The organism is Polaribacter staleyi, from assembly GCF_038024045.1.
Classification (GTDB): Bacteria; Bacteroidota; Bacteroidia; order Flavobacteriales; family Flavobacteriaceae; genus Polaribacter; species Polaribacter butkevichii.
In genome coordinates, this window is the sequence record NZ_CP150665.1 from 1,964,217 (window position 1) to 1,978,717 (window position 14,501).

Here is a 14,501-nt window from a genome sequence, read left to right on the forward strand (position 1 = left end):
TTATAAAATCAAATATAAGGAAAAATAGTACACTTTACTGCTGATTATGTGCTTAATAGTTGCCCAAAATCAGAATTACATTTACACTATAATTTAAAAGAGAATGCAAATGCAATTTGATGTTATCGTTTCGGGAATGATGGTTGTAGATATTTTATCTGAGGTTCCTTCAAATATAAAATCAGGAACAAAACACGAAGTTTCAAAAATAATTATTCAAGGTGGAGCTCCTGCCGGAAATGCGGCTTGTGTTATTGCTCAGAACAATTTAAAAACAGCCTTTTTAGGATATAAAGCAGACAATACTTTAAGTTTAATAGCTAGAGAAGAATTAAAAAGATGTAACGTGGATACCTCTTTACTAATTAACAACCCAAAATTTCAACCCGCTATTGCTGTTGTTGAAGTCAATGTTGAAAATGGAGATCGTACCGTTTTTTATTCGATAAATAATTACTTACCCCTTCAACCAAAAGACATTAATGAAGATTGGATTAAAAACAGTCGTCTTTTATTAGTAGATGGGTATGATGTTGTTGGAAATCTAGAACTTTTAAAAATTGCCAATAAGTATCATATCCCTTCAGTATTAGACATTGAAACTGGAGATATTGATCTATTAAAAGAAATGATTTCACTTGGCAATCATATTATTTTACCACTAGAAGGGGCTCAAATAATTAGTGAATTAGAATCTGCCGAGGAATGTTTATTCCATTTAAGTTCTATTACCAACGGCCAATTAGTAATAACTGATGGAGCAAACGGAAGTTGGGCTTTAGAAAATGGTAAAATAATTCATCAAGCAGCTTTTTCTACTAAAGTAGTAGACACAACAGGATGCGGAGATGCTTTTCACGGTGCTTATGCTGCGGCTTTATTAAAGGGCAAAAACTTAGCAGAACGTATGGAATATGCATCTGCCTATGCTTCTATAATTGCAACGCATTTTGGTGGTAGAAGTTATTTTCCGAATAGGAAAGAAGTTGAACAAATAATATTAAAAAAATAAAATTATGACAACAGAGATCTTAGAGCAACCCGTATTAGAATCTAAAAATTTGAATTTAGATATACTACAACGTACAGGCGTAGTAGCAGAGGAAATGGAGAAACTAATTTGTAAAGCTCCAGAAAAAAAAGATGTAAAAATTGGATTAATAGGTATTGGTTTTGAATTACATTTCGATTGGGAAAAAGCAAAAAAATCGTATACAGAGGCTGTAGAACAAACTAAAAGTGTATTTGGTTTAAATAATCAATTATTAGCTTTAAAAGAACCAATTCAAACAAAAAAAGCAATATTAGAAGTCTTAGACAAGTTTAATACAGAAGGAATGAGTGGATTAATTATTTATCAAGCTTCCTATATTTCTGGTGATCTAGCTTTGGCTTTAGGTACTTGGTTGCGAGAAAATAAAATTCCATTATTAAGCTGGTCTCATAACGAAGTTACAGGAGGCAGGTTAACTGCTAACAGACTGTGCGGACAAAACTTTTTACTAAACATTTTAAATTCTCTTGAGGTAAAATATTCTTGGGTATTTGATTCGCCAAAATCAAAACAATTAGACCTTGTTTTAGATAAATTTATTAGAGTTGTAAGTGCAAAAAAGAGAATGCAACATGCTTCTATTTTAATGGTTGGTGGCATGCGAGTTCCTGGTTTTTATGATTGTGAATTAAACGAAATGTCTATTACCAAACATCTTGGTTTAGCTATAGATAGAGTAGATATTGAGACTGTTTGGAAACATGGTGAACAATTTGATGAAGATGACATAAATAACATCGTTCAGAAACTAATTACCTCTAAAAAATGTAAACTTCACAAAGTAAGTAAAAGAGAATTATTTTTATCTGTTAGATTTAGTTTGGCTATTGCAGATTATGCTCGTAGAGGAGCATATATTGGTGTAGCTTTAAAAAATTGGCCAGAATTATTTGATAATTATCAAATTGCGGGTGATGGAGCCGGTGCTCTTGTTCAAGATTTAGGAATACCTGTTGCAGATGAATCTGATATGGGAGCCTTGATAACAATGGTAACTATGAATGAAATTAGTAATGGAAAAGCATTACCTACACTTACCGATTTATCTCTTCTAAATACCAAAGAAAACAGATTAGGTATGTGGCATTGTGGAGGTTCTTCTACAAGATTACTACGTAAAGGAACTAAATTTGAAGTTAGAAATCATAGTATTTTAGATAACTACGATGAAGCACAATCTTACGGTATGTTATTAGAATTCCTTTTAGAAAAAGGAGAAATTACAATTGCAAAATATCAATACCCACATGCCTCTAGTATGCTTTCTTTTGAAGGTGAAATTATAGATTCTGAAATGCGATTTAGAGGTGCTTACGGAGAGGTTTCACCTAAAAACATAAAAGCCTCTGCCATTGTTGGTACTATTTTAACTAACGGATTAGATCATCATTGGATTATTGGAAGAGGTCATATACAAGAAGATCTTAAAGAATTTAATCATTGGGCAAATGTAGAAAACTTAGAGTTTGTTGCCCCAGGAACAGCAGGAAGAAGTATTCAAAAAAAACTAAACTATTAAAAACCATAAAATGGAAAAACAACATTTAATACAACTCGTAAACGATTATAGAAAGCAACAAAAATGTTTAATCGGTTTTAATGTAAATGATATTTATGACACACAAGCTGTAGCGCTAGCTGCTGAAGAAGCAAATTGCCCTGTAATGGTAATGACATACCCACCAGTTGTTGAACTTAACACCAGTTTCTTATTCAAAAAATTAATAGAAGGAATACAACCTTTTACAAAACAACCTATTTACCTACATTTAGATCACAGTATATCTGTAGATATGTGTAAAAAAGCAATAGATGATGGGTATGATTCTGTAATGATTGATGGATCTCAAAAAAGCTTAAAAGAAAATATCGCAATGACTAAAGAAGTTACTAGATATGCCGAATCTGCAGGCGTTTTAGTAGAAGCAGAAGTTGGAAAAATAATGGGTAGAGGCGTTATTATAAAATCTGATAATGATTTTTTAGCAAGCGTAGCAGATGTAAAAGCAATTGTAGAAGAAGCAAATCCTCATATTATGGCTGTGGGTATTGGTACCGCTCATGGTTTTACGCCAAAAACCCCAAAAATTCACTTTGATAGATTGGCAGAAATAGCTGCTGCTGTTAGTGTCCCTTTAGTTTTACATGGAGGTACAGGAATTGCAGATAAAGATATTCAAAAAGCCATTTCAATGGGAGTTGCTAAATTGAATGTAGGTACAATTGTACACACTACTTATATGAAAGAATTGTATAAAGAAATGGGAAAAGATATTGATGCTGCTTATCCTCCATATTTAATGAAAGAAGTGATTCCTAAGATTAAAGATATTGTTTTAAATAGATTAGAAGCTGTAAATTATAATATGTAATACTCTAATAAATAAAAAAGGATAGTTAGACTCTTTTGTTCAACTATCCTTTTCTAACTAAAATTACTATTTTAGTATTAATATTTTAAAATTTTATGCCTTGAAACGGCTCCATCTTCAGCTAAAATTTGTAAAAAATAAATTCCGTTTGATAGATTTTCTACATTAAAAGTAACCGATGCATCATCATATTTTTGAGAAGAAATTAAATTCCCCACCATATCAAAACAATCAATATTCCCTATTAATTTACTTGAATTAACTTTTACAAAATCGAAAGACGGGTTTGGAAAAACATCAACTTTTAAGTTATTTTTTATACTATTTACAGACAAGCTACTTTTTGGTTGATATGCTCTAATCCAATCAACTTTTAATGTATGATTATCTGTGTTTGCCAATTCATTATCTGTTGGAATAACAGATTTACCAGCGGCACTTCTCCAACCTTGTTCTTCAACAGTTATTAAAACATCCATAGCTTTTGATAACCCTGTTCTAGTATCATTACTTGTATTTCCTTGATCTACTGAATTTGTATAATATAGAGGGTCAACTTCATCTTTTCCTTCTCTTTTAGAAACCTCAACACCATCAATATAATAATATAAATGCCATGGATCTTTCCAGTAAACACCATAAGTATGGTAATCATCTTTCCATATAGTATTAGCACTTGTTATCCAAGTAGGATTTTTTGATGGATTACCAGGGCCACTTGAAAGTTCATTAGGCTGCCAATCTTTTAAAGGAGATCTAATAAAAACATGATGACTTACATGCATTCTCTTAGCCCACCAAGTAAGATCTGAATCTGCACTTTCTGAATATGTAGCACCATATCCCTCCATAAAATCTATTTCTTGAGTATCATCAGGGCTCAATAACCAAGCTCCATTTGCCAAAACAGAATTCATTATTTTAATTCTTGCTTCAATATAAACAGGATATTGAACAGTTGCATTAGAATGAATAGCTCCTGCGTTAACTTTATCAGTTTGATATCTTGTTGCCGTTAATTTTAGCTCTCCATCCTCAACAGTAGAATGTTTTCTTGTCCAAACAGTTGTTGCGGGTCCTGTCCATCCATTATGATAGAAATCATCCCATTTACTTTTAAAAGTAGTTCCTTTATTATCTGCAGGAGCACTATAATTAAAACCGTCGGAAACATTAGTTTGTAACACCCAACTATCTCCATTTTCTAACGTTATAGGAACAGAAACACCATCCCAATCTTCTTGACTTGTTAAACTTGAAATACTAAATACACTTAGTATTATTAATAATATGTTTCTATGCATGTTTTTAATTGTTTTAGCTAGCTAATATATTTTATAATACATATAATAAGCTCTTACCTAACTTGACAAAAACTTGACAACATCGTTTTCTTTCTATTTCAAAGAAATTAAATACTGATTATCAATAGATTTCTAAAACTTAGCTTTTTAATCATTAGGCTTTAATTTTCAAACTAAAGTATATTTATACCCCAATTAATTGCCTTATTTATTCTTTAAAACAGACTTTTTTATCCTTTGGGATAAAAAAATCTGTTTCTACTTATTTGTCTTCTAATTTCCACGTTCTAACCCAATCAATTCTCATGGTATTAATTGTGTCGTCTTTTAAATCTGTTTTAGGAGGAAGACCTCCTAAATAATCTGCAGTATTCGTCCATAAATCAAAAATAATTTCTAAATCACGTGTAAATTCTCGTCCAGTATATGATTTTCCAGATCTATCATGCCCCACCTCAACACTTCCTGCTGGCTCTCCATTTAAGTAAAATTGTATATGTTTTGAATCTTTCCACCAAACACCAAATGTTTGATATGCTTCATTCCATTTTACCCCTCTTAAAGGATTATTTGTTGATAGATTGGTATTTATAAAATTATCTTCATCTCTAATTGTAACAGGATTTTTACTAGAGTCTGCATGAAAATATTGTGAATTCATTTTTGTTGGAAATTCTGGTTGACAACCATTACAAGAAGGTTTAGAATTGTTTTCGATAATATCAATTTCATCTCTATTATCACTATTCCCATTGTTTAGCCAATAGGTATTATATGCAGAAATGTGCGAAGATTTTATCTTTGCTTCTGTATACATAGGGTACTTTGTTTTTACCTTAGAATGAATTCTAGCTGTTTGAAACCACCTACCATCTGGATTACTTTCATTTAAGGTTGCTTTAAGCCATAATTTACCATCTGAAACCCCTGAGTTTTCTGCAGATGTTGACATAAAAACAGGAACCCCATAATTCCAAGTAGATTTGAACCATTTGTTACCATCCCAAGTATCAAATTCATCTGACATCGACTCTAATTTTACCCATTTTTTATCTTCGGGTGTTGTGTCTTCTATAGATACAAAAGAAGGTAAATTTGGATCTATATTATTAAAATCTGCTGCAGAAGGTTCAAATTTATTTACAGTAATACCAACTGTTGCTGATTTTGCATCACCATTAGCATCCGTTAAAGTATAGGTAAAGCTATCATCACCAAAAAAGTTTCTATTTGGCACATACTCAAAGATTCCATCACTTATTTCTATAACATTTCCATGAGTTGTTGCAGTAGTTAAACTATAATTATCAGCATCACCTCCATCATTTCCTAAAACATCATTTGCAGCTACATTAACTTGATTCTTAATACCTGCTAAACTATTTTCTTCTACATTTAACTCATCATTAACTGCCATTGGTGAATCATTCTTTTGGGGTACTTCTTTGGGCTCAGAAGAACGACTACAAGACACCAATACTAAAACAGTAATAAACAATATAAACAAAGTCTTTTTTAAATATTTCATTTTTAGTATTCTATTTCTTTAACTATTATTATTTTATTTTTATAAGAGGATATTGGTTTTATATGAACTCATCTGTTAAACAGATAATTATTTAACCAACATTTCTTCTAATTCTTCTAATGATTTTCCTTTGGTTTCTGGTACTTTTAACCAAATAAATGCAAGGCCAATAACTGCAAATAATCCAAATAATAAAAAGGTTATAGCGTTACCTAGTGTTGACAGTTCCCAAGGGAAAAAAAGTTGCACAAAAAAACCAACTCCAAGGTTTACAAATCCTACAAATGCAATAGCAACTCCACGTATTTTAGTAGGAAACAATTCTGAAAACAACACCCACATTACTGGTCCAATTGACATTGCGAATGCGCCAACAAACCCTATAATACCTATTAAAATTAACAGTGTGTTCATTTTAGCTGAAGCTGTAACAAGTGTTGCTTCATGTACTTTGGCACTTTCTTCTCCTAAAGCTGCAACAATTGCAGACTTAAACTCAATATCGTTTTCAAACACCTTATCTTGAAGTTGTGAAATTTGTTTTCCATTAATCTCTTTTGGTAGATTATTAATAGCTTCTTTAGAAAACGAATAAGTAGCATTATTAAAGCCGTAACTTAATAAAAATAAGCAAATAGCAATACCTGTCATTCCTATAATTAACAATGGTTTTCTACCGAACTTATCAATTACTAACATGGCAACAATGGTAAACCCTAAGTTTGTAACACCTACTAAAACTGCTTGAATAAAGGATGCATTTGTACCAACACCTGTTTGTTCAAAAATCATAGGCGCATAAAATAGTACTGCATTAATACCTACTATTTGCTGAAAAACACCTACTATAATGCCTATTACAATCACTTTTCGCATCGATTTTTTAAAGATGTCTCCAAGTTTTGCTTTTTGCTTCTTATTGTCTACCTTTATACTATGTTCTACCGCATTAATTTGCGAGACTGCTTCCTTTTCAGAAACTACTTTATTCATAACAACTAAAGCTTCTTCCTTTTTTTCTTGCATCATTAACCATCTTGGACTTCTAGGTACAACCATTAAACCAAAATAATAAAATATTGCTGGAATCGTTTCAATACCCAACATCCATCTCCAATTCCATTGATCAAAACCTAAAACCTTTGTCCATTCTGCATTTGAATTTCCCCATTTAAGAATAAGATAATTTGTAAAAAAAGCTATCGAAATACCGATAACAATATTTAATTGATTAAATGAAACCAATTGTCCTCGTTTTTCTGGAGGAGCAATTTCTGCAATATACATCGGTGCAATAATTAAGGCAGCTCCAACTCCTAATCCACCAATCAATCTAAAAACAATTAACCAAAAAAATGATCCTGCTAAGGCAGAACCTATTGCAGAGATTGTAAATAAAATGGCGGCAAATTTCAACAATTTTCTTCTACCATACTTATCACTCATAGGTCCAGCAATTATCATACCTATGGCTGCGGTAAGCGTTATAGAACTTACAGACCAACCTATTTGAAGTTTTGTTAGGTTAAATTCTGGTTCTATAAATTTAACCACTCCAGAAATTACCGAAGCGTCGAAACCCAGTAGAAATCCTCCGAGAGCAACAATTGCAGCTATTTTAATTACAAAGTTTTTTTTACTGAGCATTTTATTCTTTTAAAGATTTATTTTTTTATTCTCCGTCTTCTCCTTTAGCTGTATGATTTTTAACATTCCATGTTGTAAATCTTCTAATATATTGCCAATCCCAAGATTTATATTCGTGCGTTAATCCCCATCTTAAAATCTCTGTTGGATTTTTTTCAATGTCTGCACTTCTATTTAAACCAATAGCATGAGGTGCACCTTTTACAGCTCCCATAATTTCAAAATTAATACCATCAGAAGCCCATTGTACTGTGTTTCTTTCTGGTCCATCAGTGGTTATTAAAGATGCAATACCGCCATTATATGGCCAAACACAAATTTCATGACCACTATTAGATATAGGGTTAAAACGTGATTTTACATAAGGTCCTTCTGGTTTATCTGCAATAGCAACTCCATGTCTAATTTGGCGTCCGCCAAACGTAACTTGCTCTCCCATTTGTTCTCCTTTATAATACAAATAAAACTTTCCTTTAAAAGGAATAATACAAGGATCGTGTACTTTATGACTATCAAAATCTCCTTTTTTCTCAACTAGAAATCTATTTTGTTTTTCTCCTTTCCAAACACCATTATCAGCAGGACTTAAAATAGGTGATTTGCTTTTGGTCCAGGGTCCGTTTGGTGAATTTGACCAAGCTAAACCAACTTGATTTTTTACCCGAACATTATAAAGACCTTTTACGGTTTGATAGCATAAATAATACATACCATCATTTTCCATAATTTCAACTGTAAATACAGATCTATCGTCATATGCTCCTTTTTCTCCTCTCTTTACCGCAACTCCTTCTTCTTTCCAAGTAATTCCATCTACAGAAGTAGCGTACCAAATATCACATCTATCCCAAGGAAAAACTTTATCCTCTGCAATATTGCCTCCAAAACCTTGAGACAACCCTGTACTCTTACTATACCAAACATAGTATTTACCATTGTGCTTTATCATTGCACTTGGATCTCTTCTTACAACACCTTCTTCATAAGCTAAATCTCCTTTTAAGTCTTCAACTTTATAATCGAAATACCAATCATTTCCTAAATCCATAGGCCATGATAAAGCTCTTTTTGAAGCTGCACTTAAATAATCTTTATCTGTAATTCCTAAATAATCTTGTTGTTGGTCAGTTACCTCATTTTTATGTTCCATTATTTTTTCTTTATTTATATCGTCCTTCTTGCAGGAAATTAAACTAACTGCTAAAATTGCAAAAAATAGGTGTCTTCCTTTTTTCATTTTGTTCATTTATTAAAATCTTATAATCTTTTTGATTATCTTATTGCTGTTAATATTAGAATACCCTAAATCAATAGATAACTTTATCTTTTTAATGTTATGCTTTATGTCTGATGTAAAATGTTTTCTTTTCTAAATATTGCTCAAAACCATATTTTCCATCTTCACCTCCAGAACCCGATAATTTATACCCATTATGAAAACCTTGATGTTGTTCTCCATGACCTCTATTTACATAGATTTCACCATATTCTAATTCATCGTTACACTTCATAATCGTATTCATATCATTTGTAAACACCATTGCTGCTAAGCCGTATTCACAATCATTTGCATAACCAATAACTTCTTCAAAAGTTTTAAATTTTAGTACTGGTAAAATTGGTCCGAAAGCCTCCTCATGAACAATTGTCATATCTTGACTTACATTTGTTAAAATTGTTGGTTCAAACCAAAACCCTTTTTCAAACTGAGCTCCTTTTGGTTTTTTACCACCAAAAGCTACTACTGCTCCTTCTTTTACAGATACCTCAACTAAATGCTCCATATGTTTCAATTCGGCTGCATTTACTTTAGGTCCCATATCTGTATCTTCTAACATTGGGTCTCCAACTTTAATTTTTTTTACTTTAGGTAAAAATATTGCCATAAAAGCATCATAGACATCCTCATGAATATACAAACGTTCATTACAAGTACAAACTTGACCACAATTATCAAAACGCGAATGTAAAGCAGCTTCTACAGCAGCTTCTAAATCGGCATCATCAAAAACAATAAATGGTGCTTTACCTCCTAACTCTAATTGTACGTGAGTTAAATTTGTTGCTGCATTTCGTGCAATTTGCTGTCCTACAGGAGTTGAACCTGTCATGGTAACCATTTTACAGATTGAACTCTCTACCAATGCATTACCCATTGCTCTACCTGGGCCTGTTAATATATTAATTACACCTGCAGGAATACCAACTTTATTTGCAATGTTTCCTAATTCTAATGTTGCTAAAGGAGTTTCTGAAGTAGGTTTAATTACAATAGTATTTCCCGTAATTAATGCAGGGCCTAATTTACGCCCCGCTAATGCTAAAGGAAAATTCCATGCTGTAATAGCTACAACGACTCCTCTGGGTACTTTTTGAATCCAAATTTGTTCATTTGGATTATCCGAAGGAATAATATCTCCTTCAATTCTTCTTGCACCTTCACAGGCATATCTAATAAATGAAGCAGTAGCAGCCACTTCAAAACGAGCAACTTTTAACAGTTTTCCTTGTTCTTTTGTTAATAATTCTGCTAAATACTCTGTATTCACTTCAATTTCGTCGGCAAATTTATATAATAGGTCTGCTCTTTCTCTTGCTGTAAATTTTTTCCAATCTTTTTGAGCTCTATCAGCTACTTCTAACGTTTCAATAGCTTCTTCTACTGTTCCGTTTTGTACTCTTGCTATTACTTCTCCTGTTGAAGGACTTACTATATTTATTGTTTCACCAGAAGTAGAAGTTTTCCACTTTCCATCTATAAATAATTGGTAATCTTTAATGTCTGACATAATGATGTACTATTTAATAAATTAATTTAAGCCTTTCTTGTTTCTATATGCGTCAATTCTCTCTATTGCCTTTCCTTCATAAATATGCTTTAACATCCATTTAGGTCGCTCTAAAGTTACTTCCCAATCAAAATAACGCTTATAGAGTAATTTTACTAACTCCGGATGACTAGCTGCAACGTTATGTAGCTCTTCTTTATCCTCTGCTATATTGTATAATTCTGCAGGACGATCTGGGAACCTAATTAATTTCCAATCATTATGTCTAATCGCCCCTCTTACTTCTTTTTTCCAAAATAAATCAATATGAGGTCTTTCTGTAATTTCATTATTGATATAAGGTAGTAAATTAACCCCATCTATACCTTCGATTGTTTTTTCATCACCACCAGCTAACTTATAAAAAGTAGGTAGCATGTCTAACATTATAATTGGGTTGTTGTAAGTTGTATTACTTTTTAATTTGTTTTGCCAAGACATTAAAAAAGGAACCCTTATTCCTCCTTCTAGATGGTTTGCCTTAGTACCTCCTAGTGGTTTATTTGAAGAAGCATTAGTATCGGAAGGACCGCCATTATCATTTGTAAAAACAATAATTGTATTTTCTCTTAATCCCAATTCATTTATTTTATCAATAACACGACCACAAGCTCTATCTAACCCCATTGCCATTGCTGCTAATGTTTTTCTTTTACCTTTTAAATTTGGAAATTGCTCCAAATCATCAGGTCTTGCCTCCATAGGCGTGTGAACAGCATTAAAAGATAAATAAACATAGAAAGGGTTCTCTTTGTTTTTTTCGATAAACTTAATCGTTTCATTGGCCAAAGCATCTGTTAAATACAGTGTAGACTCCTCATAATTACCGAATCCTCTTTCTAATCGATCTTCTGGTCTGTTGTTAGGATTGTCTTCATTAAATTCATAATAACTTCTTGCACCACCTCTAAAGCCATAAAACTCATCAAACCCTCTTTTGGTAGGATGAAATTGATCTTTATTACCCATATGCCATTTACCAAAAATAGCCGTTCTATACCCTTGTTCTTTTAAATAATCGGCAACAGTTTTTTGCTCTAAGGGCAACCCCATATCATCTCCTACAGTGCCAGATTTACTCATATAACCAGGTACATTATTTTCCTCATACCCAAAGCGTTGTTGGTATTTTCCGGTAAGCATTCCTGCTCTAGAAGGACCACAAACAGCAGCTGAAACGTATGCTTGGGTAAATCGAACACTTTCCGTTGCAAATTTGTCTAAATTAGGTGTTTTGAACTCTGTACTACCCTGAAAGCCAAAGTCTGCATAACCTGAGTCATCAGCTAAAATAAAAACAATGTTCGGTTTATTCTGAGCAAAAATGAAACAATTAAAACTAAGAAATATTACAAGATTAAGTTTAAAACGCATTCAATTTTATTTTTAAGTTATATTATTTATTTTTCTATGTATTATTGCCTACTCCATTATTAACAAGCATCATGCTTATAATGATATACAGTAATATCGATAATTCTAAATGTGTTTCTGGTTTTAAGTTCTGTATGATAATATTTGTAACATACATACAAAATATTTTGCTCTAGAAACATTTTCTGATCTAAAGTTACGGGCATATTTACATGCTTCATATAGTGTTGCATTCATTTTATGAAGGTTGAAATTATGCAGATGATAATTTTCTTAAAATGAATTTAGATAACACAAAAATGAATTCAACCTAAGAATATTACTCTTCTGTTAAAAGTATATGAAACAATTTAAAATGAGATAAAAATAAACTTGACAAAAACTAGACATAGTACATTTGTCATGTTGTATAGTCTATTAGACGCTTAGATACCTGGTATCTATAGAGAATTAATATATTCTTCTAAATTAACGTTTCTAGCAAGATTCATTTTTTTACGAATTCTGTGTCTTACAGTGTGCACAGATTCTACAGAAATACCAAGTAAACGTGCCATATCTTTACTTGAAAAGTTTAATTTAATTAAAGCACAAATTTTTTGATCTCCTTGACTAAGTTTAGGGAATTTTTGAAAAATAGAATCATAAAATTCTTTATTCACATCTATAAAACGCATTTTAAAATCATCCCAGTTTTTATTATTATTAACAGAAACAGACCTTAACACTTTATTTATTTCATGAATTTTCACCTTTTCTCCACCTTCTCTAACTCTACTTTTCAATTCTTTTAAAAACTCATCTTTTTCTATCAATTGTAAAGCAGAAGTAGCCAACTCTTTATTTTTTAATTCTAAAAGTTCTTTGGTTTTTTCAATTTCTAATTCTTTAGTTTTTCTTAGAAGTTCTTTTTCTGTTTTATGTTTTTCTCTTAATTGTTTAAAAAAGAAATACCCTAAAGCAATTACAAAAATTAAAGACCCAATAAGTATAATTCGTTGGAGTTTAATAATTTCATCTTCTTGTTTTAATTGTTTTAAGTTTTGTTCTTTTATTATTTTTTCTTGCCTTTCTTTCTCTAACCTATAATCATCTTTTATTTCTAATAAAGTTTGATTTTCTTTACTTCTACTATCAAAAAACAAACGGTCTAATTCTTTTGCTTTCTGTATATTTTCAAAGGCTTTTTTATAATTCTTATTTAACAAGTATACTTCTGATAATCTCTCATAAACTAGAGGTGTAAAATCTATATGACTTTTATATTTTTGAGAAACTTTTAAAGACTTTAAGTAATATTCCTCACTTTTTTCAATATTATTAATAGTAAAATAAGCATCTCCCCAATATTTATAAAAAAGCACCATATAAGAAGGCTCTTCTTTTTGGAATAATGGATAAATCTCTTCAAATACCTTAATAGCTTCGATAACTCTATTTTTCTTAGAAAGATAAATAGCTTTTTCAAAATCTAAAAAAAATCTATTTGTTACCAATTTTTTATCTCGATAATAAAGATAACTTGAATCTAAATATTTTTTACCTAAATCTGGCTTATTCAACTCTCTGTAAGTAGCTGCTATAGAATAATAATAAGGTGTTAAAGTTGATTTATCCTTATCATTAGAGTTTAATAGCTTTTTTTGAATTTCTAATGCTTTCTTTAAAAACTCTATAGACTTATCTTCTCTTTTGTAATAACTATAAATCCGCCCTAACCTATAATATATTACAGCACGTATATCTTCATTATCTATATTATCAGTTAACAACAACGTTTTCCAGAGAATATCATACGACTTTGCATATTTAGCATTCGTTTCAAAAAGATAGGCTTTTTCAAGCAATGATTGTATCGCATTTAAAGTATCATTAGCTTGTATATAAAGTGAATAACTTTTATTAAATAAAACCAAAGCACTATCTGGCTCATAATTTTTTAAACTAAGTGCTTTTTCAAATATTTTTTCTATATCCTTTGATTCCTTTTGTGCACAAAAATCAATTGGTTTTAATAGAGTAAAAACACTTATTAAAAGAAAAAAAAACTGCTTTAAATTCATAAATTAATATAAAAGATTAAAAAAAAATAACTTCGTAAGGTTAAATGTAAATTAATTTTATAAGAAAAAGAAAATTAATATTAGGTAATCAAAACAAACCTTTTTTAATTACATCATTTTAAACATCAAGTGTTGTAAATGTCAAGTTTTTGTCAAGTTAATAATTACTATAATTATTTTTGATTTTTTACAAAAAACTTTAATCAGCACCCCTAATACAATATTACTGTCTTTAATTTTACATTTAGCAACCCTAATCTTTTAAATAAACAGTATTAAAAAACAACAGCTAAGAAATTTAGAACATTTTCACTTGACCATTCTAATTGAT

At 30.9% G+C, this 14,501-nt stretch carries 10 protein-coding genes; 3 read left to right on the forward strand and 7 right to left on the reverse strand.

The window, feature by feature from the left end; all coding sequences use genetic code 11:
* Positions 1 to 103 precede the first annotated feature (103 nt).
* The 3 genes from WHD07_RS08370 to WHD07_RS08380 are packed head-to-tail and all read left to right on the forward strand — an operon-like array spanning position 104 to position 3,426.
* On the forward strand, positions 104 to 1,012 hold the full coding sequence (locus WHD07_RS08370; protein WP_343330815.1) for a carbohydrate kinase family protein: 909 nt from the start codon (positions 104 to 106) through the stop codon (positions 1,010 to 1,012).
* 4 nt (positions 1,013 to 1,016) lie between these two features.
* Positions 1,017 to 2,573 (forward strand): hypothetical protein, encoded by a 1,557-nt coding sequence (locus WHD07_RS08375; protein WP_343330816.1) that lies wholly within the window; start codon positions 1,017 to 1,019, stop codon positions 2,571 to 2,573.
* A gap of 10 nt (positions 2,574 to 2,583) precedes the next feature.
* Positions 2,584 to 3,426: a class II fructose-bisphosphate aldolase gene (locus tag WHD07_RS08380; RefSeq protein ID WP_343330817.1), complete on the forward strand. Its 843-nt coding sequence runs from the start codon at positions 2,584 to 2,586 to the stop codon at positions 3,424 to 3,426.
* Positions 3,427 to 3,503: 77 nt separating this feature from the next.
* Here the strand turns inward: WHD07_RS08380 and WHD07_RS08385 are convergent, their stop codons facing one another.
* The 7 genes from WHD07_RS08385 to WHD07_RS08415 form a co-directional block, all read right to left on the reverse strand.
* Entirely contained in the window at positions 3,504 to 4,730 is a 1,227-nt protein-coding gene (locus WHD07_RS08385) for a T9SS type A sorting domain-containing protein (RefSeq protein ID WP_343330818.1), read from the reverse strand.
* A 262-nt stretch (positions 4,731 to 4,992) separates the two neighbouring features.
* Positions 4,993 to 6,258 carry an Ig-like domain-containing protein gene (locus WHD07_RS08390; protein WP_343330819.1) on the reverse strand — a complete coding sequence of 422 codons (1,266 nt, stop codon included), beginning with the start codon at positions 6,256 to 6,258 and terminating at the stop codon, positions 4,993 to 4,995.
* An 87-nt stretch (positions 6,259 to 6,345) separates the two neighbouring features.
* A complete protein-coding gene (locus WHD07_RS08395; RefSeq protein ID WP_343330820.1) occupies positions 6,346 to 7,905 on the reverse strand; it encodes a sugar porter family MFS transporter in 1,560 nt (519 codons plus the stop codon).
* Positions 7,906 to 7,930: 25 nt separating this feature from the next.
* Positions 7,931 to 9,142: a glycoside hydrolase family 117 protein gene (locus WHD07_RS08400; RefSeq protein WP_343330821.1), complete on the reverse strand. Its 1,212-nt coding sequence runs from the start codon at positions 9,140 to 9,142 to the stop codon at positions 7,931 to 7,933.
* 97 nt (positions 9,143 to 9,239) lie between these two features.
* Entirely contained in the window at positions 9,240 to 10,694 is a 1,455-nt protein-coding gene (gene aldA / locus WHD07_RS08405; protein WP_343330822.1) for an aldehyde dehydrogenase, read from the reverse strand.
* Positions 10,695 to 10,715: 21 nt separating this feature from the next.
* The gene (locus WHD07_RS08410; RefSeq protein WP_343330823.1) at positions 10,716 to 12,107 is read right to left on the reverse strand and encodes a sulfatase; all 1,392 of its coding nucleotides are present in this window, start codon (positions 12,105 to 12,107) and stop codon (positions 10,716 to 10,718) included.
* A gap of 440 nt (positions 12,108 to 12,547) precedes the next feature.
* On the reverse strand, positions 12,548 to 14,170 hold the full coding sequence (locus WHD07_RS08415; RefSeq protein ID WP_343330824.1) for a hypothetical protein: 1,623 nt from the start codon (positions 14,168 to 14,170) through the stop codon (positions 12,548 to 12,550).
* Between the last annotated feature and the right edge of the window lie 331 nt (positions 14,171 to 14,501).

What these genes read in the sequence shown, in the direction of transcription:
- WHD07_RS08370 (WP_343330815.1), top strand. Translation starts at nt 104, where the DNA reads ATGCAAATGCAATTTGATGTTATCGTTTCGGGAATGATGGTTGTAGAT.
- WHD07_RS08375 (WP_343330816.1), top strand. Translation starts at nt 1,017, where the DNA reads ATGACAACAGAGATCTTAGAGCAACCCGTATTAGAATCTAAAAATTTG.
- WHD07_RS08380 (WP_343330817.1), top strand. Translation starts at nt 2,584, where the DNA reads ATGGAAAAACAACATTTAATACAACTCGTAAACGATTATAGAAAGCAA.
- WHD07_RS08385 (WP_343330818.1), bottom strand. Translation starts at nt 4,730, where the DNA reads ATGCATAGAAACATATTATTAATAATACTAAGTGTATTTAGTATTTCA.
- WHD07_RS08390 (WP_343330819.1), bottom strand. Translation starts at nt 6,258, where the DNA reads ATGAAATATTTAAAAAAGACTTTGTTTATATTGTTTATTACTGTTTTA.
- WHD07_RS08395 (WP_343330820.1), bottom strand. Translation starts at nt 7,905, where the DNA reads ATGCTCAGTAAAAAAAACTTTGTAATTAAAATAGCTGCAATTGTTGCT.
- WHD07_RS08400 (WP_343330821.1), bottom strand. Translation starts at nt 9,142, where the DNA reads ATGAAAAAAGGAAGACACCTATTTTTTGCAATTTTAGCAGTTAGTTTA.
- aldA (WP_343330822.1), bottom strand. Translation starts at nt 10,694, where the DNA reads ATGTCAGACATTAAAGATTACCAATTATTTATAGATGGAAAGTGGAAA.
- WHD07_RS08410 (WP_343330823.1), bottom strand. Translation starts at nt 12,107, where the DNA reads ATGCGTTTTAAACTTAATCTTGTAATATTTCTTAGTTTTAATTGTTTC.
- WHD07_RS08415 (WP_343330824.1), bottom strand. Translation starts at nt 14,170, where the DNA reads ATGAATTTAAAGCAGTTTTTTTTTCTTTTAATAAGTGTTTTTACTCTA.